Genomic DNA, 20,811 nt, shown 5'->3' with positions numbered 1-20,811 from the left:
ATCTAACGCTTGCCGTCAAGGCACCACGCCCGTCCATTCCGGCGTGGAGAACTTTTCGTCGGCCTGTTGCTGGGCGCGCGCCAGCGTGTCGCTGCCGATTTGCCCCGGAGTCAGACGATGCAGGCCGGCAAAAGTTTCCAGCATGCGTTCGATGATGACTTCGCGCGCCAGGCCCGTTTGCGTGCGCAAAGGGTCCACGCGCTTCTTGGCGCTGGTGGTGCCCTTGTCGGAAAGTTTCTCGCGACCGATGCGCAAGACCTCGACCATTTTATCGGCGTCGATGTCGTAAGACATGGTCACGTGGTGCAGCACCGCGCCAGCGCGTCGGGCTTGCGCCGCGCCGCCGATCTTGCCGATGTCGGAGGCAATGTCGTTCAGCGGTTGATACCAGGCCTTGATGCCCAGCCCTTGCAATGCCGTCAGCACCCAGGCATCCAGGAACGCATACGATTCCTGGAAGCTCATGCCATGGACCAGGGCTTGCGGCGCGCTGAGCGAGTAGGTGATGGAGTTACCCGGTTCAATGAACATGGCGCCGCCGCCACTGACGCGGCGCACGACTTCAATGCCGTGGCGCTGCGCGCCGTCGGGGTCCACTTCGTTTTTCAGGGATTGGAAACGGCCGATGACGACGGCGGGGGCGGCCCATTCCCAGATGCGCAGCGTGGGCGGGCGCTGGCCCGCACCGACTTCATCCGTAATGACGGCGTCCAGCGCCATATGCAGCGACGGCGCCTGCGGGCCCTCGTGGATCAATTGCCAGTCGTAGTCGTTCCAGTCAGTGCGCGTCATGCAAGCGCCCTCCGCAGCACCACTGCCACGGCCTCGGCCGAAAAGCCGAACAATTCGGCGTCGGCGGGCAGGGCGGATTGCACCGCCACCGCCAGTTCCAGTTCGCCGGCGTCGGCCGGCATGCCGTTCAAGCCTTGGTTGATGGCCTCCAACGCTTCGGGCGGCTCTAGAAAGAAGTCGCCGCTGATGCGCACGTTGGCCAGGCGGCCATCTTGCACATCGAGATCCGCGACGACCAGTTTGCCGCCGGGGACTTTGTATTCACCATGCATGGGGGGCTCCTTCGAAATCAATATCAAAAACTATAGGCTGAGCTTCATGCCGTCGTGGCTGGCCTTGAAACCCAGGCTTTCATAGAACCGGCGCGCATCGGGGCGCGCGCGATCGGTCGTCAACTGGACCAGGCCGCAGCCCTGGGCGCGGCACTGTTCAATGGCCCATTCGAACATGGCGCGTCCCAGGCCCTGGCCCCGCGCCGACGACGCGATGCGGACGCTTTCGATCTGCCCGCGCCATTGTCCCAGGCGCGACAGGCCGGGTATGAACGATAACTGCAAACAGCCGACCCGGTCTTGGCCTTGCACAACGATGGCAAGGAATTGGTTGGGATCTTGTGCGATGGCGGCGAAGGCGGCGATGTAGCGGGGGTTGAGCGGAACGGACGTATCTTCGCGAGTTGCGCCCAGTTCATCGTCGGCCAGCATGGCGATGAGGTGCGGCAAGTCTTCCTGCCGCGCGCGGCGAAAGACCAAGTGCGGGTCGGACATGGTCGGCATCCTGGGGGTCTGACGTTTTAGCGGGCGATGTTCTGCGCGGTCTGGCCGAACAGGATGCGGCGCGATTCGTCGTCGCTGATGGAGGGTGTGGTGTTGATGGTGTCCGCCAGCGCATAGGCGCGCTGCGTGGCGGGGCGGGCCGCGATGGCGTTGAACCAGCGCTGCAAGTGCGGGAAGTCGTTCAGGTCCTGTCCCTGCTTGGCATGCGGCACGATCCAGGGGTAGGCCGCCATGTCCGCGATGGAGTAATCGCCCGCGACGAATTCACGGTCTGCCAGGCGTTTGTCCAGCACGCCGTACAAGCGGTTGGTTTCTTTCACGTAGCGCTCGATGGCGTAGGGAATGCGTTCGGGCGCATAGCCGGAGAAGTGGTGGTTCTGGCCCGCCATGGGACCCAGGCCGCCCATTTGCCAGAACAGCCATTGCAGGGCGTCTGCCCGGCCGCGCAGGTCGGCCGGCAGGAATTGGCCGGTCTTTTCCGCCAGGTACAACAAGATGGCGCCGGATTCGAACATCGGGATGGGCGCGCCGCCGTCGGCGGGCTGGGTGTCCACGATGGCGGGGATGCGGTTGTTGGGCGCGATGGCCAAAAATTCGGGCTTGAATTGATCACCGCGGCTGATGTTCACCGGGTGGATCTTGTAGGGCAGGCCGGCTTCTTCAAGGAACAGCGTGATCTTGTGGCCGTTGGGGGTGGTCCAGTAGTAGAGATCGATCATGGGGTGCGTCCTGGGAATCAAGGCGCCGCCGGCCGTGCCGGCGGATGGAAGGCCATGATAGCGGCAGGCCTTGTCCCCGGTCCCGAATAACCGGGGCCAGGACCGGGTTTCTACCTGCTGGCCAGGCAAGGACGCTCGGCCGCCTATACCGCCCCGGTGCCGGGGCGTGCCCGCCCCGGCAGGCGCCACGTCCAATTCAGGCTGACACCCGCCGCGGCCAGGAAGATCAGCGCCACGCCCAGCACTTGCAGCGGCTCCATGCGCTGGCCGTAGACCAGCAGATCCAGCATGATGGCCACGGCCGGGTAGATGAAACTGAGTGCGGCGGTGGAGGTCGTTGGCAGCTTCTGGATGGCTGAGTACATCAGGATGTACATCAGGCAGGTGTGGATCAGGCCCAGCGCCACCAGATAGCCCCATTGCAAGGGCGCGGCCGGCAGGGCGTTGAAGTCCGCCATGGGCAGCAGCATGAAGGCGCCCAGTGTCACTTGCACCAGCGCCAGCACTTGGGGCGGTATGCCTTTCAAGCGCTTGACGATGACCGCCGTCACCCCGTACAGCGCGGCCGCGCCCAGGCCCAGCAGCAGCCCCGACAGATACGCGCCTCCCGGGGCCTGCGCGTTGGTCAGGCGCAGCACCAGCAGCAGGCCAGCGAACGCCACCACCGACCAGGCCAGCTTGCCGCGCGACGGACGTTCCCCCAGGAACAGCACGCCCAGCCCGATCAGGAAAAAGGGCTGCACGTTGTAGACGGCGGTGGCCAGCGAGATGGACGCCAGCCGGTAGGCGGAAAACAGCAGCACCCAGTTCATGACCAGCGCGGCGCCGGCCGCCAGCGCCAAGGCCAGCGTCTTGCCGGTGAACAGGCCAGGCTTGAGCAGACCGCGCGCCCAGCAATACAACAGCAAGGCAAGGGCGCCGAAGACACAGCGGAAGAAAACGACGTTCCACGCGTTTTGGCCGGACTCCAAAACAAACACGCCTAGCGTGCCGGATAAGGTCATGGCGGCGGCCATTTGCGCCAGGCCAAGGCGTTCTGATGCAGGGGACATGGAGTTTCTCCGACGGGCCGCGAGGTGGGCCACGATTTCGATGGAGAAATTATCCCAGGCAGATCAAGGCGGTTATATGATCATTTGGTGGTGATTTTATCTTGATGCCTTCATTTAGGTGGAAACTATGCAAAATGACCTAAAGAACGAAAATCCGGTCTTGGATGGTATCGACCGCCGCCTGGTGCAGACCCTGGCGGCCAACGCGCGCACGACCACGGCAGACCTGGCGCGGCAGGTGGGCATGTCGGCGCCCAGCGTGGCGGACCGGCTGCGGCGGCTGGAGGAATCGGGGGTGATCCGCGCCTACACGGTGGATGTGGACCCGGTGGCGCTGGGCTACACGCTGCAAGCCATCGTGCGCATCCGCCCCTTGCCAGGGCAATTACGCCATGTGGAGGGGCTGATCAAGGATATTCCGGAGTTTGTCGAATGCGACAAGGTGACCGGCGACGACTGCTTTATTGCCCGCGTGGTGTTGCGCTCGATCTTGCATCTGGACGGCATCCTGGAACGGGTAACCGAGTTCGCCGAGACCAATACCGCCATCGTCAAGGCGCACACGGTGCCGCGCCGCCTGCCGCCGCTGCGCTAGGGCTTGCCGTCGCTGGCAGTCGAAGCCCGGGCTGAAGACAAGCTGCGGCGGCGTGGCCTCAGACGGGGGCGGACAGCGCCCGCACGATGTCTTCCTTCAGGCTGGCCGGAGTATCGGTGGGGCCATAGCGCTTGATGACCTGGCCGTCGCGGCCGACCAGGAACTTGGTGAAGTTCCACTTGATGCCTTCGGTGCCGAAGACGCCGGGCTTTTCGCCTTTGAGCCAGCGGTACAGCGGATGCGCGTCGGCGCCGTTGACGTCGATCTTGGCGTAAAGCGGGAAGGTGATGTCGTACTGCGTGGCGCAGAAATTGCGGATCTCGGCTTCATCGCCCGGTTCCTGATGGCCGAACTGGTCGCAGGGAAAGCCCAGCACCGTCAGGCCGTCGTCACGCAGCGAACGGTAAAGTTCTTCCAGCCCGGCGTACTGGGGCGTGAAGCCGCACTTGGATGCCACGTTGACCACCAGCAGCACACGGCCGCGATATTGGCTCAGAGATTGGTCCGCACCCTGAATGTCGCGGGCCGAGAAATCAAAGATGGTGCTCATGTGGGCTCCTGTGTCGGGCAAGATGCGCGGACGCGGCGGGGTGCCGATCAAGCGCTGAGTGTAGCGCTGCGCGTGCCGCCCTGACCGCTTGCTGTCGCGTTGGCGCTTATCCGGGCGGGCGATGGGGCCATTGCCCCGGCCAGCTCGCGCGCCGTCCTATCATGGCCGCATTGAAGGCAGGCAAGCCGCGGATGCAAACGACTGGGAGCGCAGTGATGGAAGGAATGATCGAACGCCTGGAGGCGATGCTGGCCAAGGGCACCGACAACATGCTGTTGCGGTTTTCGTTGGGCAAGGCCTACGCCGAACAGGATTGCTTTCGCGAAGCCGAAGCGCATCTGCGCGCGGCGCTGGCTTTTGACCCGGCGTACTCGGTGGCTTGGAAATGGCTGGGCAAAGCCTGCCTGGGGCGGGGCGATCAGGACGGCGCGCGCGCGGCCTGGAACAGCGGCTTGGCGGCTGCCCAGGCGCGCGGCGACAAGCAGGTCGAAAAGGAAATACAAGTGTTCATCCGGCGCCTGGACAAGCAGGCGGCGGCGAATTCCTGATTCGCCAGGAGTGCCAGGGAACGCCCAACCCCCGCAGGGGGGGGCGCCCCGTGTCACGCAGCGGGCAGGTTGCCAAAGGCCTCCAGCGCCCGCAACCGGCTTTGGGCCAGGTCCACGATGGGCAACGGGTAAGCGGCTGCCGCGCGCTCCATGGGGCTGGGGTCGTGGATGGCCTGGTCATCCAGATGCGCCAGCTCAGGCAGCCATTCCCGCAGGAACACTCCGCGCGGATCAAAGCGCTTGGATTGCGACAAGGGGTTGAACACGCGGAAGTACGGCACGGCGTCGGCGCCCGTGGATGCGCTCCACTGCCAGCCGCCGTTGTTGGCGGCCAGGTCGCCGTCCACCAGATGCTCCATGAACCAGGCTTCGCCCAAGCGCCAATCAATCAGCAGGTTCTTCGACAGGAACATGGCCGTCACCATGCGCAGGCGGTTGTGCATCCAGCCCAGCGTCAGCAACTGGCGCATGGCCGCGTCCACGATGGGGATGCCGGTTTTGCCCTGCTGCCAGGCGCGCAGGTCGTCGGGCGCGTCACGCCACGGCACGGCGGCGGTTTCCGGCTTCATGGGCTGATGCATGGACAGCGACGGATAGGCGGCCAGCAGATGCAGGTAGAACTCGCGCCACAGCAGTTCGTTGATCCATGTGGCCGCGCCCGCCCGGCCGCTGTCCAGTTCCCCCTGATTGGCGACCAGCGCGGCGCGCAGCGCCTGGCCCGCAGACAGCACGCCCGCCGCCAGATACGGCGACAGGCAACTGGTGGCGGGCAGGGACGGGAAGTCGCGTTCATCCTTGTAGGCGTCGATCACGCCGTCGGCAAAGGCGTCCAGCCTGTCGGTGGCCGCCGCTTCGCCCGCGGGCCATAGCGCGCGCACGGCGTCGCTGGGCGGCGCGTAGCCTTCGAAAGCGTCGGGCAAGGGGTCTGCCTGCCAGTCGGGCGGGGTCTGCGCGCGGGGGGCGGGCAGCGCGGCAATGGGCGCGCTACGCAGGCGTTCGCGGCAGGTGCGCGCATACGGCGTATAGACGCGATAGCAATCACCCTTGCCCGTTTGCACGGTGCCAGGCCTGAGCAGCGTCGCGCCATGGTGCAGCGTCCAGTCCACGCCGATCGCCTCCAGGGCGTTCGCCACGGCCGCATCGCGGCGGCGCTCGTTGATGGCCCACTCGGTGTTGGCGTGCACTTGGGATATGGCGTGCGCTTGGCAGAAGGCCGCGATGGCTGCGGGCGCCTGGCTCCAGTCGGCCACGGTCAGCAGCTTCAGAGGGATGCCGCGTTCACCCAGGCTGCGCGACAATTCGTGCAAGTTGCGCAGCCAGAAGTCCACCTTGGCCGGCGCATCGCCATGCAGGCGCCATTGCTCGGGGGCGGCCAGGAACAGGGCGGTGACCGTGCCGTTTTCGGCGGCGGCCGCCAGCGCGGGGTTGTCGTGCATGCGCAGGTCGGTGCGTAGCCAGAGCAGCGTATTCATGGATGGCGGGTCCAGGGCGAAAGAGGGCGGAAAAGAAAGCAGAAAACAGAGGGCGGACAGCAGCGCTGACCGTCGAGGCTGGCATTCTATATTGGCCAGAGTCATGGAAGACGATGTAAAAACTACGAGTAGATGTGACGGACCCGTGCGGGTAGCGCACCCGCTACGGCCCTGATAGCGGTCAAACCGTGAAACACGCTGGCCCAAGGTTTGTATTGACGCGCCTGGGCCGTCGCCATGTAATCAGTTCAACGACTAAGAAAAGTTGAACGCTATGGGAAATCTGATGGACCTTCGCCCGTCCTTTCTACGAGGACGCTCATCCGCCGGCACGACCTCCCGCGACGCCCTCCAGACATTGTGGCGTTCACTTGATTTGCCCGGCGAATCGCTTGATCACGTGATGCTGACCGGCGCCGACCCGGTGCTTCCCTCGTCTTTTGCGGTAGGGACCGCGGCGCAAACCAGCATGGCGGCCGCGGCGCTGGCCGCGGCGGAACTTTGGTATTTGCGTGGCGGCACGCGCCAGCAGGTCAGCGTCGACATGCTGCATGCCGCGCAGGAATGCCGCAGCCATTTCACGATCAACGGCGTCACGCCCAACATCTGGGACCCCATCAGCGGCCTGTACCGCTGTGGCGACGGCGGCTGGGTCCGCATCCATGCCAACTTTGCGCATCATCGCGATGGCGCGTTGGCGCTGCTGGGCTGCCCCACGGGCGAAGGCACCACGCGCGAAACGGTCGAAGCCGCATTGAGCCGCTGGAAAGCGCTGGACTTTGAACAGGTGGCCGCCGACGCGGGCCTGGTGGTGTCCGCCATGCGCAGCTTTGACGAGTGGGACCGCCATCCCCAGGGCCAGGCCATTGCTGCCCAGCCCCTGATGACGATCGAACGCATCGGCGAGGCCGACCCCCGGCCCTTGCCCAAGTACGGCCATGACGCGCGGCCGTTGAAAGACATCCGCGTGCTGGACCTGACGCGCATCATCGCCGGCCCGGTCTGCGGACGCACGCTGGCCGCCTATGGCGCTGATGTGATGCTGGTGAATTCACCGCAATTGCCCAACATCGACAACATCATCGAAACCAGCCGAGGCAAGCTGTCGGTGCTGGCGGACCTGGACACCGCGGACGGACGTATCGCGTTGGGCAATCTGCTGCGTAGCGCGCACGTGTTCGTGCAGGGCTACCGGCCGGGCGGCCTGGCCGCCCTGGGCTTTGGCCCGCAGGATGCCGCGCGTATCCGCCCCGGCATTGTGTATGTGTCGCTGTCGGCGTATGGCACCGTGGGCCCGTGGGCGAATCGCCGTGGTTTTGATTCCCTGGTGCAAACCGCCACGGGCTTCAATCATGCCGAAGCCCAGGCGGCGGGCCAGGACGCGCCCAAGCCCTTGCCCGTGCAGATTTTGGACTACGCCTCGGGGTATCTGATGGCGTTTGGCGCGCAGGCGGCGCTGGCGCGCCAGGCGACGGAAGGCGGTAGCTGGCACGTGCGCGTGTCGCTGGCGCAAACCGCGCACTGGCTGCGTGGCCTGGGCAGGGTGGATGGCGGGCTAAGCTGTCGCATGCCTGGCTTTGACGGCTTGCTGGATACCGAGGCGTCGGGTTTCGGTGAATTGGTGGCGGTGCGCCACGCCGCGCGTTTCTCTGATACGCCGGCCCGTTGGACGCGTCCGTCGAACCCGCCCGGATCGCATCCCACGGTGTGGCCGTTCAATTAGGCCGGCCACCCCGTTTCAATGCCAAGGCGCCCGCGGGCGCCTTGTTTTTGCTTTATTGCTTGGCTTTCCAGTCGCGCAAGGCGCGCATGGTGTTGGCCACGTGTGATTCGGGGCTCATGTCAGTGAATTCATACAGGATCTTGCCTTCCGGCGAAATCACGTAGGACACGCGCTGGGCGTATTCCGGGCGCTTGTCGTGGACGGCGTCGTAGGCTTTCATGATCTTGCCGTCGCCATCGGCCGCCACGGCGAATTTGCCACGGCATTCGCTGACCGAAAATTTGTTCAGCGTATCGATGTCGTCGGTGGACACGCCAATGACGGTAGCGCCCAAGGACTTGTATTCGTCCGTGGCTTCGGCAAAGTTGTGCGCTTCGATCGTGCAGCCCTGCGTGAACGCGGCGGGAAAGAAATACAGCACGACCGGGCCTTGTTTGAGCGCATCGTTCAGCTTGAAGGTGAAGACCTTTCCGCCCAAGGACGCCTGCGTGCTGAAGTCGGGAGCGGGGGCGCCGACATTCAAGGCGGCCTGGGCGGACGCGGCGGCAAGCAGGCCGCAGAACATCAGGCAGGGTACGAGGCGCTTCATGGGAGTCTCCAATAAATCAGTGGCGCGCGCGACGGTTGGCGGCAAGTGGCCTACTGTAGTCCGCGCGCGGCGAGGGGTCCAGTTCAGTCACGGTTCGGCCCGCCGCTTCGGCCTTCGCCGCCTTGCTGCCGCTGCGGGGGTTGCTCTCGTGCCTGCTGCGGGCGGGCTTGTTGCTGCGGGCGATCTTGCGCATGCTGCCGGGGCTGTTCTCTTGCCTGCTGCGGGCGCGCCGGCTGTTCCCGTGCAGGTTGCTGGCGAGCCTGTTGGTGTTGCGGTTCGCGGCCTTGCTGCTGGCGTTGCTCGCGTTCCTGCTGCGGGCGGGCCTGTTGTTGTCGATCGTGCTGCTGTCGATCTTGCTGCGGGCGGGCCTGCTGATCTCGCGACTGCTGTTGGCGCGACTGCTGCAAGGCGGCTTGTTGGTCTCGCTGCTGGTCTCGCTGCGACGGGCCGCGTGCCTGCGACGGCGCAGGACCCCGCGCTTGATCACCGCGATTCGGGTTGCCGCGATCCGTGTCGGGGCGCCTGCCGTCGCCGCCGGGCCGTTGGCCTTGGGGCGGACGGTCATTGTCGCGATGGTCGACGAACGCTTGCGGCGGGCGGCCCTTGTTGTGGTCGTAGAACTGCGCACGGTTGCTGCCGGCGTCGCGCACGTAGCGGCGTTGCATGTCGGTGGGCGGCGCGTGGCGGTCATGGCGCGCGGCCAGTTCGCGCGGGTCCGCCGCGCGCCGGATGCCATCGGGGCCGCCGTGATAGCTGACGCGTCGCCTATCAACGTTGTTGACCACCACGGTGTGGTTGTACACGTTGGTGACGCGCGTGACGTTCACGTTGGTCACCGAGCGGTTGTAGTAGAAGCGGTCGCGCTTCCAGTAGCCGCCCACATACCCCAGGCCCACATAGCCGAAGCCGTAGTTGATGCCGCCATAAAAGCCGACGTGGGGCCCCCAATAACCGGCATTCCACACGTACAGGCCATTCGTGTACCCCCAGTATCCGGGCGTCCATAGCGCCCCGATGTACGGCGCCTGTACCCAGGCGCCAGGTACCCAGAAATAGCCGTAGCGGTTGCGGCTCCAATAGCCGGGCACCCACATATAGCCGTCGGCCGGGGCGGGGGGCTGCACATAGACGGGCAGGGGCGGGGGCGGCTCGGGGCTGCGGTCCACCAGCGCCAGGTTGGCGTTGGCGGGGTCGCCAGCGTCATAGGCGGGCGCCGCGGGCGCGGGGGGCGGCGCATAGGTTTGCGCCATCGCGCCGGCGCTTATCGTCAATAGCGCAACGGTGGCCACGGCGGGCCGCAAGCGGAAAATCCGGATAGAGGGCGTCATGGCTGCTCCTGAGACACGTCGCACACGATGATCAATAACGCGACGGTCAATAACGCGCGGTCAATATCCGCGGTAGTAATAATGCGGCGCGGGATACGCGGGATAGTAGTAGTGCGGCGTGTAATACACCGGTGCCGGTCGATAGTGGGCGGGGCGCGCGGGCACCACGACGCAACCAGTCAGCGAACTGGCCATCACCATCATCAACAGAAGGCTCTTTTTCATTTCATGACTCCCAACCAGCGCCAAGCGTGGCTTACGCCCTGGTGCGCTGGTAAGGATTAGGCCATACCGGATGACAGCGGTTCGTCTTTGTAATCGATCCGAAACAGCTTTCGCGTGACCGATGTTTGCGCCTGCGTGACGGCGCATGTCGTTGGTATCAATCTTTGCCGCAAAAGCAACGGGGCCGCATGAGCGGCCCCGTGTTGCGTAACGTCGCGTCATGCGGCGTTACGGCGATGGCGCATGGCGCGCCTGGCGTCAGTTCCAGCGACCGCCGTTGCCAGCCAGGCTGAAACGGCCAGCGCCCATGAAGGCCAGCGCCAGCGCGGTGAACAGGAACATGCCTTGCAGTTCCAGCGCCCAGCCGCCGTTATTGCTCAGGCTGCCCAGTTGGCCGGCATGCGCCAGCAAAATGGCAACCACCATGTTGATGGCGATGATCAAAGCGCCCAGGCGCGTGTAGACGCCAATGATGAGCAGCACGGGTGCGATGATTTCGCCCACATACACGCCATAGGCCAGAAAGCCAGGCAGGCCATGCGAAGACAGCATGCCGCTGATGCCCGTCACGCCGCCGCCCATCAGTTTGGACAGGCCGTGAAGCAGAATCAGAATGCCGAGGGTCAGGCGCAGGATCAGCTTGCCGGTATCGTCGGACTTGATCATGGTGAGTTTCTCTTGTGATGGTTGATAAGGGACAAGGCTTCGTTGGAACCCACCGCGAACCCATGGTTCCAAGTCCACACCGCCGCGCGCCAAGCGTGGCGGCTGCGTCAAGCGGCGCCATTATGGCAAATGCCCAGCGAAATCATCAAGCTTTCGTCACGCTGACATCGCGATGCGTCGCGCGAAGTCCGTCCAAATATCCGGTCAAGCCAGAAATCAGAATTCCTCAAGAAAGCGCATACGGAAGCGTCGGCCCTTGATGTTGCTGTTGGATACCCGCGAAAACGCCTGCTTGGCAATCTGGCGGTCCAGCGCCACATAGGCGTTGAATTCCGTGATGTTGATCTTGCCCACCTGTTCAAAGGTCAGCCCGCCGTCGCCGGTGAGCGCGCCCAGCAGGTCGCCCGGGCGCAGCTTGTCTTTCTTGCCGCCCTGGATGCACAGCGTGACCATGGGTGCGCGCAGGGGGCGGTCGGCCTTGGGCTTGAGCGATTTGATGTCGCCCCATTTCAAGGGCGAGCCCTGGTATTGCTCAACCAGGTTCGCCCAGCGCATCTCGTCGGGCGAGCACAGGCTAAGCGCCAGGCCTTTCTGGTCGCCCCGGCCGCTGCGGCCGATGCGGTGCACGTGCACTTCGGTGTCTTTGGTGACGTCCACGTTGATCACGGCGCCCAGGTTCTGGATGTCCAGGCCACGGGCGGCCACGTCGGTGGCCACCAGCACGGCGCAGCTCTGGTTGGCGAACTGGATCAGGATTTCGTCGCGTTCGCGTTGTTCCAGGTCGCCGTTCAGGGCTTGCGCGCTGATGCCGTCGGCCCGCAGGCGTTCAACCAGGTCGTGGCTGCGGATCTTGGTGTTGCAGAAGGCCAGTGTGGATACCGGGCGGAAATGCGCCAGCAGGCGGGCCACGGCATCCAGGCGGTCTTTGCCGTCGATCTCGTAGAAGATCTGTTCGATGCGGCTGGAATCGTGCTGCGCTTCCACCTTGACTTCGGCCGGGTTGCGCAGGAATCGCGCGCTGAGCTTGCGGATGTTGTCCGGGTAGGTGGCCGAAAACAGCAGCGTCTGGCGCTTCGGTGGGCAATGCGAGGCAATGGCGACGATGTCGTCGTAGAAGCCCATGTCGACCATGCGGTCGGCCTCGTCCAGCACCAGCGTGGTCAGGCCGGCCAGGTCCAGGCTGCCGCGTTCCAGGTGGTCTTGAATGCGGCCGGGCGTACCCACGACCAGATGCGCGCCGCGCGCCAGCGATTCGGCTTGGGGGCGAGCGGGCGCGCCGCCGCACAGGGTCAGGATCTTGACGTTGGGAATCAGGCGGGCCAGGCGGCGCAGTTCCTGCGCAACCTGGTCAGCCAGTTCGCGCGTGGGGCAAACCAGCAGGGCTTGCGGCGTCAGCGTGGTGGTGTCCAGCTTTTGCAGCACGCCCAGGCCGAACGCCGCGGTCTTGCCGCTGCCGGTCTTGGCTTGCGCAATGATGTCGCGGCCTTCCAGGATCAGCGGCAGGCTTTGCGCCTGGATAGGCGTCATTTGCTCGAACCCCAGGCTTTGCAGGTTGTCGAGCAGGGCGGGCAAGAGGGGCAGGGTGGAAAAGGGCGTGTTGGTCACAATAAAGCGGATCGCAAAATCCGCGAAAAAACAAAGTCGACCGACAGTGTAAGGCCTGCCATGCCCAGGCCCTAGCCCTCGGCGTCGTAGGTGCCGGCAAGCGCCTGGGCGGCCTCTTGCATGCGGGGCAGCCAGGCACGCGCGCCGTCGATGGACAGCCGCGCCACCGGGGCGTGCAGCGCCACCGCGGCAATCACGCGCGACCCGCGCAAAATGGGCACCGCCATGCAGACGATGCCCAGCAGAAATTCTTCGCGGTCGAAACTGGCGCCTTCCTTGCGGATGGCGCTTAGCTCTTGTTCCAAGGCGCCTACGTCGCACAGGGTGTTGGGCGTATAGCGCGGCAAGGGGGCGGCGGCCAGCAGCCGCGCGCGCGCTTCGCGCCGCATGTGGGCCAGAAACAGCTTGCCGCTGGCCGAGCAATGCAGGGGCACGCGCGACCCCGTTTGCAGGTTCACGCGCAGCGGCCAGGCGGTTTCCACGCGGTCCAGGTAGATGACTTCGTCCCCGTCGACCATCGTGCAGTTGCAGGTTTCTCCGATCTCGTCGACCAGGCTGTCCAGGATGCGATGGCGTTCGCCCCGCAGCGGGGAATTCAGCAGGGTGTCGCGCGCCAGGGCGCTTAGCCGAGGTCCGCTGACATAGCTTTTGCCGGCGGGCTCGCGCAGCAGCATGCCGGCATCGACCAGGCGCGTCAGGATGCGCAGCACCGACGGCTTGGGCAGGCCCGTGGCCTCGGTCAGCGCCGCCAGCGACACGGGCGCGTCGGATTGGGCCACCTGTTCCAGCAGGGTCAGCGCGCGCAAGGCGGCGGAGGATTCGTCTTTCATCTTTCAATAATTGAAGATTCAGCGGCGGTGGGGGCAGCGTTGCACGGATTTTGCAGAAAATGGAACGCGGCGGTATGGGAAACGCGGGATTTCTCCGGCAGTATCGAATCACCCCGGCCATGATGCAAGCACGAAGCGAGCCCCCCGGCACGCTTTGCGCAAGCCTCCCACGGCGCCGGCCTGCCAGGAGAGAGACCATGAGCAGCAAGCAACACATGACCCCCAGTGAAGCGTTCGTTGAAACGCTGGTCGCGCAGGGCGTCAAAGACGTATTCGGCATTGTCGGTTCGGCCTTCATGGACGCGCTGGACCTGTTTCCCGCCGCCGGCATCCGCTTTGTACCCACCGTGCACGAGCAAGGCGCCGCCCACATGGCCGACGGCTATTCGCGGGTGACCGGCCGCCATGGCGTCTGCATTGCGCAGAACGGGCCGGGCATCACCAATTTCGTGACCGGGGTGGCCGCCGCCTACTGGGCGCACAGCCCCGTCGTGGCGATCACACCCGAAACCGGCACGGCCGGCATGGGCCTGGGCGGCTTCCAGGAAACCGAGCAACTGCCCATTTTTTCGCGCATCACCAAGTACCAGGCGCACGTGAACCGCCCCGACCGCATGGCGGAGTTCACGGCCAAGGCCTTTGACAACGCGCTGGCCGAACGCGGCCCGACGCAACTGAACATTCCGCGCGATTATTTCTACGGCGAAATCGACGTCGCCATCCCCGAGCCGCGCCGCATCCGGCGCGGGCCGGGCGCGGAAGAAGACCTGGAAGCGGCCGCGTGCCTGTTGGCCGAGGCCAAGTTCCCGGTCATCGTGGCGGGCGGCGGCGTGTTGTTCTCGGAAGGCCAGGCCGAATGCGTGGCGCTGGCCGAATTGTTGGGTGCGCCGGTCGTCACCAGCTATCTGCACAACGACGCCTTTCCCGCCAGCCATCCGCTGTGGTGCGGCCCGTTGGGCTACCAGGGCGCCAAGGCCGGCATGAAGTTGCTGTCGCAGGCCGACGTGGTGCTGGCCTTGGGCACGCGCCTGGGTCCCTTTGGCACCTTGCCCCAGCACGGGCTGGACTACTGGCCCCAAGGCGCACGCATCATCCAGGTGGATGCCGACCACCGCATGCTGGGGCTGGTGCGCCCGGTGTCGGTGGGCATCTGCGGCGACGCCAAGCCGGCCGCCGCCGCCTTGACCGCCAAACTCAAATCGCGCGAGGTGGCGTGCGTGCGCACCAAGGCCGCGCGCGGCGACGACATTGCGTCCCAAAAGGCGGCCTGGGAAGCTGAGCTTGACGGCTGGTCGCACGAACGCGACGACTGGAGTCTGGACATCATTGAACAAGGCGGCGGCCGCATGCACCCCCGGCGCATGCTGCGCGAGCTGGAACGCGCCATGCCCAAGCATGTGATGGTGTCCACCGACATTGGCAACATCTGCTCGGTGTCCAACAGCTACCTGCGCTTTGACGAACCGAACTCCATGCTGGCCGCCATGAGCTTTGGCAACTGCGGCTACGCCTTGCCGGCGCTGATCGGGGCCAAGCTGGGCCGGCCCGACCGGCCGGCCGTGGCCTATGTGGGCGACGGCGCCTGGTGCATGAGCTTCCAGGAACTGCTGACCTGCGTGCGCGAGAAAATTCCCGTCACCGCCGTCGTCTTCCATAACGGCCAGTGGGGCGCCGAAAAGAAAAACCAGGTGGACTTCTACGGCCGCCGCTTCGTGGGCAGCAACCTGCTGAACCCCAACTTCTCTGAACTGGCGCGCGCCATGGGGGCCGAGGGCATCCGGGTCGAGCACGCGGACCAGGTGGGCGCCGCGTTGCAGGCCGCGTGCCAGGCGCAATCCGAAGGCAAGACCACCGTGCTGGAAATGATGGTCAGCCAGGAACTGGGCGACCCCTTCCGGCGCGACGCCCTGAAGCAGCCGGTGCGCTTCCTGGACAAGTACAAGCCTTACGTGAACCAGCCGTTCCAGGCGGGTGAGGTGCCCTTGCCGATTGATCCGGCGCGGCGCTGATCGCAGGCGGCTTCTGCGCCCGGCGCCTTCGCGCCGGGCGTTCCTTTCCTGGCTCTGGGAGCACGGTGTATGGCTAGCGATCGATTGTTCGCGCCGCTGCGCGATGCCGCGCTGTCGGCGGGGCGCCTGCGCACGGCGGTGGCGTATCCCCTGTCCCCGTCCAGTCTTGAGGCCGCGGTCGAGGCGCAACGGGCCGGCCATATCGAGCCGGTGCTGGTCGGGCCGGCGCGCAAGTTGCTGGAACGCCTGACGCAAGCGGGCTTGCGGCCGGGGGATTTTGACATCGTCGATACGCCCGACGATGAACGGCTGGCCGCGCAGACGGCGGCCGGCTTGGCGCGTGACGGCGCGGTGCAGATGCTGATGAAGGGCAGCCTGCATAGCGATAATTTCATGGCGGCCGTGGTGTCGCGTGAATCTGGCCTGCGCACGAATCGGCGCATCAGCCACGCCTTCGTGATGGCGGTGGAGGCCTATGCCAAGCTCTTCATCCTGACGGACGCGGCGGTCAACATCGCGCCCACGCTGATGGAAAAGGCCGACATTGCACAGAACGCCATCGACCTGGCGCAGTCGCTGGGCATCGGCCGGCCCAAGGTGGCGGTGCTGTGCGCCACGGAATCGGTCAACCCGGCCATGCCGGCCACGCTGGACGCGGCGGCCTTGTCCAAGATGGCCGACCGCCAGCAAATCCGGGGCGGCGACATCGACGGCCCGCTGGCGTTCGACAACGCGATCTCGCGCGAGGCGGCGCGGGAAAAGGGCATTGAGTCGCGGGTGGCGGGCGACGCTGACATTCTGCTGGCCCCGGATATCGAGGCGGGCAACATGCTCTACAAGGAACTGACCTGGCTGGCGGGCGCGGGCACCGCCGGGCTGGTGCTGGGCACGCGCGTGCCGGTGCTGCTGACCAGCCGGTCCGATTCCGTGCAGGCGCGCGTCAACAGTTGCGCCATTGCGGTGCTGCACGCGCGCGCGATGCTGGCGGCACGCGCCGCGTGATGGTTCTGGTGCAACCGATTCCCCGCGTCTGGTTCTAGACCCTGCCACCCCCGCCACGTACCTTGAATCCAGACGCCCGCGCGCGCTTCGCGCCGGCCTTTCAAGTAGAGGGGTAGGCAATGCAAAACACCGTCACCGCCGACATGCTGGCCGAGTTCGCGGCCGCCTGGAACCGCCACGATATCGACGCCTTGATGGGCTTCATGAGCGAAGACTGCGTGTTCGAAACCGTGGGCGGCCCCGACGCCTGCGGCAGCCGGCACACGGGCACGGAAGCGGTGCGGGCGGCGTTCGCGGCGGCCTGGAAGAACTTCCCCGACGCGCAATGGAACAACGGCCGGCATTGGGTCGCGGGCGATCGCGGCGTGTCGGAATGCACGTTCACGGGCACCGCCGCCGACGGCTCGCGCGTAGAGGCCGACATGGTCGACATCTTCACGTTCCGGGACGGCAAGATCCGCGTGAAGAATGCGTTCCGCAAGCAGCGCCCCGCCTTGCCCGCGCGTGCGTGAGGCGCGCATGGATACCCAAATGTCCTTCGAACCTACGCGCCCGACGCCGGGTGCTGCCGCGCGCGCCGCCTACAACCCCACCTACGACCCGCTGGTGTCGCCACCCGGGCAGGGGCAGGACTATGCGCCCACCTACTGGGTCGCCACGGCCGGCGCGCCGCCCGAAGATGATGGCCCTATCCAGGGCGACGTCGATGCTGATGTGGTGATCGTGGGCTCGGGCTTTACCGGCCTGTCGGCGGCACTGACCTTGGCGCGCGACTTCGGCGTACGCGCGCTGGTGCTGGAAGCCAACCGCGCCGTGTGGGGCTGCACCAGCCGCAACGGGGGCCAGGGGCAAAATGCCTCGGGACGCTTGTACCGGTCGCAATGGATCAGCCGTTGGGGGTTGGATACCGCCAAGCGCCTGGACGCGGAAATCCGCGAGGGCTTTGAGTATTGGAAAAGCCTGGTCGCGCAGGTGGATTGCGACGCGCAGCCGGGCGGGCACCTGTACACCGCGCACCGCCAAAAGAAAATGGCGTTCCTGGCCAACGAAGCGCGCGTGATGCGGGAAGTGTTTGGCTACGACGCCAGGATGCTTACCCAGGCCGAGCTGCGCGAGCGCTATGTGCACGACCACGAGGCGGTCGGCGCCATGCACGAGCCCGACGGCGTGGGCGTGCATCCCTTGAAACTGGCCTACGGCTATTTGCGCCAGGCACGTGCCTTGGGCGTGCGGGTGCATCCGTCCAGCCCGGTGCTGAGCTGGCGCATGGACCAGGGCGCCATCCTGCTGCGCACCCCAGCCGGCGTGGTGCGCGCCCGCCGCGTGGCCTTCGCCACGGGCGGCTACACCGCGCAGGGCGTGAACCCGCTGCTGGACAACCGCATCATGCCGGTGCTGTCCAACTCCATGGTCACGCGCGTGCTGACAGACGCCGAACGCGCCGCCGCCGGCCTGAAAAGCACGGTCTTCATCACCGACACCCGCACGCTGCGCTTCTATTACCGCCTGCTGCCCGACGGCCGCATGCAGATCGGCAGCCGCAGCGCCTTGCACGGCGCCGACGCGCAACACCCGCGCCATCTGGCGCTGCTGCGCGAAGGCCTGGCCAGGAAGTTCCCGTCGCTACGTGACGTCGAAGTGGCGTATTCGTGGTGGGGCTGGGTAGACGTCAGCCACGACATGATGCCGCGCGTCACGCAACCCGACCCCGCCCAGCCCGTGTATTACGCCTTCGGCTACGGCGGCAACGGCGTAGCCTTTTCCGCGCAAGCCGGCAAACGGCTGGCCCAGCGAATGATGGGCAAGGACGGCGCCCCGTGGAACCTGCCCATCTACGATTCCCCGCTACCCGGCCATCTGTTCGCCCCGTTCAGACGACTGGGGCAGGGCTTGCTGTACCGCTGGTATCACCTGCGGGATGAGCATTTGTAGTGCAAATTTGAGATTGGCATATACAATGTGGCATATGCAACCTGAGCGAGACCAGTGCCATGCCCATCCCAGTTATCGCGTCCCGGCCACGCGAGGCCAAACTCTTCCGAAATAATCGGAGCCAGGCCGTCCGTATTCCCGCTGAATTCGAACTGCCTGGCGACCGAGTGCTGATCCGTCGTGAGGGCACCAAGCTCATCATTGAACCTGTGGCGGGACCGAGGAACATTGTTGAACTGCTAGCTCAATGGCGAAAGGATGAGCCGCTCGGGCCCGACGATCAATTTCCCGATATCGCTGACATGCCGCCTCAGCCGGAGGACATTCTGTGAGCGGCTATCTCTTGGACACCAACATCATCAGTGCCCTGGTTCGTGACCCCGATGGTCCCGCTGCGCGTCATATAGCGCGGGTCGGTCATCAGGAAATTTGCACCAGCATCGTCGTGGCGGCCGAGTTGCGTTACGGCTGCGCCAAGAAAGGGTCTCCCAAGCTGACAGCCAAGGTTGAGAGCTTGTTGGAGACGATTCCGATCCTGCCTCTCGATGTGCCGGCTGATGCCGAGTACGGCGGCATTCGCGCCGAGCTCGAAGCCGAAGGGAAAACCATCGGGGCCAACGATATGTTGATTGGTGCCCAGGCCTATGCCTTGCGCCTTACGCTCGTGACCGGGAACACCCGAGAATTTGAACGTATCCGTGGCCTTGCCGTTGAAAATTGGCTCATCTAACGCCCTTCGTCACTCGTTAAGCCCCGACGCGCACCGCGCCTTGCCGCCCATCGGCGACGGCGTTGTCTGCCCCCTAAGCCGCCGCCCGCAACCGAAATCGGCGCACCACTTGCGCCAGTTTCGCGATACCCGGTTCGATCAGTTCCGGGCGGATCGACGTGAAGCCCACGCGCAAGACATTGCCGGGGGCGTTGGCGCCGTTCATGAAGAAGACGCCGCCGGGTTCCACGACCACGCCTTCGGCCAGTGCGGCTTCTGACAATTCGGTGGCGTTCAGCCACGGCGGGCCTTGCAGCCAGCAGGACGAAGAACCCGTGATGGGGGTGGGGGTGAAGTCGGGCAGGTGGCGGGCCAGCGCTTGGGTCAGTTCGGCGCCGCGCTTCTGGTAGGCCTGCGATTGCTTGCGCAGCAGCGAATGGTGATGGCCCAGTGAAATGAACAGGGAAAACGCACGCTGGATGTAGGCTGAAGGATGGCGCAGCATCAGCCGGCGCAGCGCGCGCAGTTCGCGGGTCAGTTCGCGCGGCGCGACGATATAGCCGATGCGCAAGCCGGGCGCGAACGACTTTGCCAGGCTGCCCACGTAGATGACGCGGCCATCGCGGTCCAGGCTTTTCAAGGCCGGGATGGCGCCTTCGCCCCAGCGGCTTTCGCTTTCGAAATCGTCTTCAATGATCATGCTGTCGGCCTGGCGCGCCAGGGCCAGCAGGGTTTCGCGGCGCTCCATCGACAGCGTGACGGTGGTGGGGCATTGATGGCCCGGTGTCACGAAGACATAGTCGCAGCCCAGCAGGTGCGTGCCCGTGCACAAGCCGCCTTCGTCCACGGGCATGGGCAGCAGGTGGCGCGTATGGCTGGCGAAGATGTTGCGGGCGTCCGGGTAGCCGGGGTCTTCCATGCCCACCACCGTGTCTTCGTTGACCAGCAGGTCGGCCAGCAGATACAGCGCATGCTGCGCGCCGACGGTGATGACGATTTCCTCGGCGTCGGCCCACACCCCCCGGCGCGGCAGCACTTGCGTGCGGATCTGTTCGATCAGCGCGGGGTCGTCGTGGGTGATCAGGTCGGGCGCCCAACTGCGGATGTCCAGCACCGACAACGCCTTGATGCAGCACTCGCGCCATTCCGCCGTGGGAAACAGGTCGGGGTCGAACTGCCCGTACACAAAAGGGTAGGGCTGCTTCTGCCAGTCTTGCGGCTTGCTGATATTGCGCTGGCGCGACGGGCGAAAGCGCAGCCGTTCGTCCCAGCGGATCTGTTGCGGTTCCTCAGCAGGGGACACGGCCGCCGCCGCTTCGCTGGCCGACCCCGAATGCCCCTGCATGACGGAATCGCAGACAAAATGGCCGCTGCGTTCGCGTGACACCAGATACCCTTCGCTGACCAGTTGCTGGTAGGCGAAGACGACGGTGTTGCGCGCAATGCGCAACTGATCGGCTAACTGGCGGCTGGAGGGCACGGGCATGCCGGGCGGCAGATGCCCGCTAAGAATGGCCGACACCAACATCTGCCGCACGCGGCCTTGCAGACTGAGGTTGGGCGCGCTTTCCCGTTCGAACAGACGATCCCACAACACAGGCTTTTGCATGGCGGCCTGGCTGGACATGACGGCTCCTTGTGAAGGCGGCGCGGGCCCCCAAGGCGGGGGCAGCGCAATCCGCTTTCCAG

23 protein-coding genes are annotated in these 20,811 nt (G+C 65.5%); 9 read left to right on the top strand and 14 right to left on the bottom strand.

Annotated elements, in window-relative coordinates; all coding sequences use genetic code 11:
- Positions 1-15: 15 nt before the first annotated feature.
- The 5 genes from WBR68_RS12220 to WBR68_RS12200 form a co-directional block, all read right to left on the bottom strand.
- Positions 16-792: a lipoate--protein ligase family protein gene (locus WBR68_RS12220; RefSeq protein ID WP_050446515.1), complete on the bottom strand. Its 777-nt coding sequence runs from the start codon at positions 790-792 to the stop codon at positions 16-18.
- Positions 789-1,064, bottom strand: coding sequence for a lipoate protein ligase C-terminal domain-containing protein (locus tag WBR68_RS12215; protein WP_050446514.1), 276 nt, complete (start codon positions 1,062-1,064; stop codon positions 789-791). Before WBR68_RS12215 ends, WBR68_RS12220 begins: the two co-directional genes overlap by 4 nt.
- Before the next feature lie 30 nt (positions 1,065-1,094).
- A complete protein-coding gene (locus WBR68_RS12210; RefSeq protein WP_230694384.1) occupies positions 1,095-1,559 on the bottom strand; it encodes a GNAT family N-acetyltransferase in 465 nt (154 codons plus the stop codon).
- A 26-nt stretch (positions 1,560-1,585) separates the two neighbouring features.
- On the bottom strand, positions 1,586-2,287 hold the full coding sequence (locus tag WBR68_RS12205; RefSeq protein ID WP_050446512.1) for a glutathione binding-like protein: 702 nt from the start codon (positions 2,285-2,287) through the stop codon (positions 1,586-1,588).
- Positions 2,288-2,430: 143 nt separating this feature from the next.
- The gene (locus WBR68_RS12200; RefSeq protein WP_050446511.1) at positions 2,431-3,339 is read right to left on the bottom strand and encodes a DMT family transporter; all 909 of its coding nucleotides are present in this window, start codon (positions 3,337-3,339) and stop codon (positions 2,431-2,433) included.
- Between the two features lie 127 nt (positions 3,340-3,466).
- On the opposite strand from WBR68_RS12200, the gene WBR68_RS12195 reads away from it, so the two are divergent.
- Entirely contained in the window at positions 3,467-3,934 is a 468-nt protein-coding gene (locus WBR68_RS12195) for an Lrp/AsnC family transcriptional regulator (RefSeq protein WP_050446510.1), read from the top strand.
- Positions 3,935-3,992: 58 nt separating this feature from the next.
- Here the strand turns inward: WBR68_RS12195 and WBR68_RS12190 are convergent, their stop codons facing one another.
- Positions 3,993-4,484 (bottom strand): glutathione peroxidase, encoded by a 492-nt coding sequence (locus WBR68_RS12190; protein WP_050446509.1) that lies wholly within the window; start codon positions 4,482-4,484, stop codon positions 3,993-3,995.
- Between the two features lie 215 nt (positions 4,485-4,699).
- Between WBR68_RS12190 and WBR68_RS12185 the strand changes: the two genes are divergently transcribed.
- Complete coding sequence (locus WBR68_RS12185) at positions 4,700-5,032, top strand: hypothetical protein (protein WP_083447338.1); 333 nt, start codon at positions 4,700-4,702, stop codon at positions 5,030-5,032.
- A gap of 53 nt (positions 5,033-5,085) precedes the next feature.
- On the opposite strand, the gene phrB is transcribed toward WBR68_RS12185, so the two are convergent.
- Complete coding sequence (phrB, locus tag WBR68_RS12180) at positions 5,086-6,504, bottom strand: deoxyribodipyrimidine photo-lyase (RefSeq protein ID WP_230694383.1); 1,419 nt, start codon at positions 6,502-6,504, stop codon at positions 5,086-5,088.
- 274 nt (positions 6,505-6,778) lie between these two features.
- Here phrB and WBR68_RS12175 point away from each other — a divergent pair, with 274 nt between their 5' ends.
- Positions 6,779-8,227, top strand: coding sequence for a CoA transferase (locus tag WBR68_RS12175; protein WP_127184348.1), 1,449 nt, complete (start codon positions 6,779-6,781; stop codon positions 8,225-8,227).
- 52 nt (positions 8,228-8,279) lie between these two features.
- On the opposite strand, the gene WBR68_RS12170 is transcribed toward WBR68_RS12175, so the two are convergent.
- From WBR68_RS12170 to WBR68_RS12145, 6 genes are all read right to left on the bottom strand, one after another.
- On the bottom strand, positions 8,280-8,816 hold the full coding sequence (locus WBR68_RS12170) for a peroxiredoxin (RefSeq protein WP_230694382.1): 537 nt from the start codon (positions 8,814-8,816) through the stop codon (positions 8,280-8,282).
- A gap of 83 nt (positions 8,817-8,899) precedes the next feature.
- On the bottom strand, positions 8,900-10,144 hold the full coding sequence (locus WBR68_RS12165; RefSeq protein ID WP_230694381.1) for an adenylate cyclase: 1,245 nt from the start codon (positions 10,142-10,144) through the stop codon (positions 8,900-8,902).
- 60 nt (positions 10,145-10,204) lie between these two features.
- The gene (locus tag WBR68_RS12160; RefSeq protein ID WP_164741246.1) at positions 10,205-10,369 is read right to left on the bottom strand and encodes a hypothetical protein; all 165 of its coding nucleotides are present in this window, start codon (positions 10,367-10,369) and stop codon (positions 10,205-10,207) included.
- 258 nt (positions 10,370-10,627) lie between these two features.
- A complete protein-coding gene (locus tag WBR68_RS12155) occupies positions 10,628-11,035 on the bottom strand; it encodes a DoxX family protein (RefSeq protein ID WP_050446505.1) in 408 nt (135 codons plus the stop codon).
- A gap of 216 nt (positions 11,036-11,251) precedes the next feature.
- The gene (gene dbpA / locus WBR68_RS12150) at positions 11,252-12,640 is read right to left on the bottom strand and encodes an ATP-dependent RNA helicase DbpA (RefSeq protein WP_050446504.1); all 1,389 of its coding nucleotides are present in this window, start codon (positions 12,638-12,640) and stop codon (positions 11,252-11,254) included.
- A 71-nt stretch (positions 12,641-12,711) separates the two neighbouring features.
- Positions 12,712-13,470 (bottom strand): IclR family transcriptional regulator, encoded by a 759-nt coding sequence (locus tag WBR68_RS12145; protein WP_127184351.1) that lies wholly within the window; start codon positions 13,468-13,470, stop codon positions 12,712-12,714.
- Positions 13,471-13,667: 197 nt separating this feature from the next.
- On the opposite strand from WBR68_RS12145, the gene xsc reads away from it, so the two are divergent.
- From xsc to WBR68_RS12115, 6 genes are all read left to right on the top strand, one after another.
- A complete protein-coding gene (xsc, locus tag WBR68_RS12140) occupies positions 13,668-15,479 on the top strand; it encodes a sulfoacetaldehyde acetyltransferase (protein WP_230694380.1) in 1,812 nt (603 codons plus the stop codon).
- A gap of 69 nt (positions 15,480-15,548) precedes the next feature.
- Positions 15,549-16,481, top strand: coding sequence for a bifunctional enoyl-CoA hydratase/phosphate acetyltransferase (locus WBR68_RS12135; RefSeq protein WP_230694379.1), 933 nt, complete (start codon positions 15,549-15,551; stop codon positions 16,479-16,481).
- Between the two features lie 119 nt (positions 16,482-16,600).
- Positions 16,601-16,993: a nuclear transport factor 2 family protein gene (locus tag WBR68_RS12130; protein ID WP_230694378.1), complete on the top strand. Its 393-nt coding sequence runs from the start codon at positions 16,601-16,603 to the stop codon at positions 16,991-16,993.
- A gap of 7 nt (positions 16,994-17,000) precedes the next feature.
- Positions 17,001-18,413, top strand: coding sequence for an NAD(P)/FAD-dependent oxidoreductase (locus WBR68_RS12125; RefSeq protein ID WP_230694377.1), 1,413 nt, complete (start codon positions 17,001-17,003; stop codon positions 18,411-18,413).
- Positions 18,414-18,472: 59 nt separating this feature from the next.
- Positions 18,473-18,745 (top strand): antitoxin, encoded by a 273-nt coding sequence (locus tag WBR68_RS12120; protein ID WP_127184356.1) that lies wholly within the window; start codon positions 18,473-18,475, stop codon positions 18,743-18,745.
- Positions 18,742-19,143 carry a type II toxin-antitoxin system VapC family toxin gene (locus tag WBR68_RS12115; protein WP_230694376.1) on the top strand — a complete coding sequence of 134 codons (402 nt, stop codon included), beginning with the start codon at positions 18,742-18,744 and terminating at the stop codon, positions 19,141-19,143. Before WBR68_RS12120 ends, WBR68_RS12115 begins: the two co-directional genes overlap by 4 nt.
- 73 nt (positions 19,144-19,216) lie before the next feature.
- Here the strand turns inward: WBR68_RS12115 and pdxR are convergent, their stop codons facing one another.
- Positions 19,217-20,749, bottom strand: a complete 1,533-nt coding sequence (gene pdxR / locus WBR68_RS12110) for a MocR-like pyridoxine biosynthesis transcription factor PdxR (RefSeq protein WP_230694375.1) — start codon at positions 20,747-20,749, stop codon at positions 19,217-19,219.
- Positions 20,750-20,811: the final 62 nt, after the last annotated feature.

It is taken from the genome of Achromobacter sp. JD-1 (assembly GCF_038594925.1).
GTDB lineage: Bacteria > Pseudomonadota > Gammaproteobacteria > Burkholderiales > Burkholderiaceae_B > Achromobacter > Achromobacter spanius_C.
The sequence above is the reverse complement of the archived record's forward strand: the minus strand, read 5'-3'. Positions and strand labels throughout refer to the sequence as shown.